2 protein-coding genes are annotated in these 1,477 nt (G+C 36.2%); both read right to left on the reverse strand.

What is annotated here, in order from left to right:
* Positions 1 to 30: 30 nt before the first annotated feature.
* Positions 31 to 963: an IS3 family transposase gene (locus tag ACTWP4_RS22480; RefSeq protein ID WP_443131021.1), complete on the reverse strand. Its 933-nt coding sequence runs from the start codon at positions 961 to 963 to the stop codon at positions 31 to 33.
* Positions 861 to 1,424, reverse strand: coding sequence for a transposase (locus ACTWP4_RS22485; RefSeq protein ID WP_443131020.1), 564 nt, complete (start codon positions 1,422 to 1,424; stop codon positions 861 to 863). The genes ACTWP4_RS22480 and ACTWP4_RS22485 overlap by 103 nt, the downstream gene beginning before the upstream one ends.
* Positions 1,425 to 1,477: the final 53 nt, after the last annotated feature.

A 1,477-nucleotide genomic window follows, 5' to 3' on the forward strand; every position in this document is an offset into this window, starting at 1 on the left:
GGTGGTTACCCCCAAAAGTTAGAGTTTTTATTATGCAGCTAATTGGCTGGACTGAGTTCGGTATTCGACTGGACTCAATCCAGTCAATTTTGATTTTGAACGTTCATTGTTATACCAGTAGATATATTCTTCTATTTTTCTTTTTAATTCTTCGTAACTTACTATTTTTTCCCCATAATACATCTCTTGCTTTAAAATGCCAAAGAAATTCTCCATCGAAGCGTTGTCTGCACAGTTTGCTTTACGTGACATGCTTTGAAATATTTTATTTTCTTTTAATGTTCTCACCCATTGGTTGTGTTGGTAATGCCAGCCTTGATCGGAATGGATAGTAGTGCGATAGGTTGCATGATTTTCTATTATCTCTATTGTTTCTTTTAAAGGTTCCATGACAAGATCTAGTGTTGGACGTTTCCTAATCCCAAACGCTATAATCTCTCCGTTGTAAAGATCTAGAATTGGGTTTAAATATAGCTTCTCTTCTCCATTACATTTAAATTCTGTAATGTCGGTTACTAATTTTTGAAGAGGAATAGGTGTGCTAAAACGGCGGGATATTCGGTTTTTGGCAACCTTCCCAATCCTTCCCTTATAGGAATTGTATTTACGGGATTTCCGCATGAATTTTACACATTTCAATCCTATTTCTCGCATAAGTCGATATACTTTTTTATGATTAACACGATGTCTTAACTTCTTCAATTCTTTCGTGATGCGTTTATACCCATAGCGTTCATGAAACTTCTTAAATAGGTCAGTTATGAGTTCCTTAAGTTCTCTGTCCGGATCTTCTTTCCCAAAGTTTTTCACATGATAGTGATAGGTTGCTTCAGGAATCCCCACTACATGGAAGATATCCTTTAATCGGAATCCTTCTTCTTTGAGTTCAAATGCCACTTTTGCTTGTGCTTTTCGTGGAAGGCATTCGGATTTTCCCGAAAAGCTTTCAGCTTTTTTAGGTATGCATTTTCTAGCCTTAGTAGTTCATTCTCACGTTCCAACTCTTCTTCACGTGTTAACTTTTTTTCTTCCTTCTTCTTTTGTTTATTCGGTTTCTTAGACATAGAAGGTCGCCCCTTTGTTTTTGGTTTCAGGCCTTCTACTCCTTGTTCACGAAACTCTTTCATCCAACGTACGATTAAGGAAGGGTTGTTCAAATTAAAGTGAACGGCAGTATCTAAATAAGAAGCACCTGTATTTAACATGAATTGTATCGTATGTAATTTAAATTGAACAGAGTACTCCTTCTTAGTCTTACTTCGTATCAACCCATCCATTCCCTGTAACTCATAGGCTTTTACCCATTCACGTATAGGTGTCTGGCTTCCCATATTATATTTTTTTGCCAATGATCCATATCCAATGTTTCCCTCTAAATACTCAGTGATTAACTTCATTTTAAATTCTTCACTATATTTTGCCATAAAAACACCCCCAAAAGTTAGATTTATTACTCTAACTTTTGGGGGTCGGTACC

The organism is Gracilibacillus sp. D59, assembly GCF_052246695.1.
Classification (GTDB): domain Bacteria; phylum Bacillota; class Bacilli; order Bacillales; family Amphibacillaceae; genus Gracilibacillus.

What these genes read in the sequence shown, in the direction of transcription:
- ACTWP4_RS22485 (WP_443131020.1), bottom strand. Translation starts at nt 1,424, where the DNA reads ATGGCAAAATATAGTGAAGAATTTAAAATGAAGTTAATCACTGAGTAT.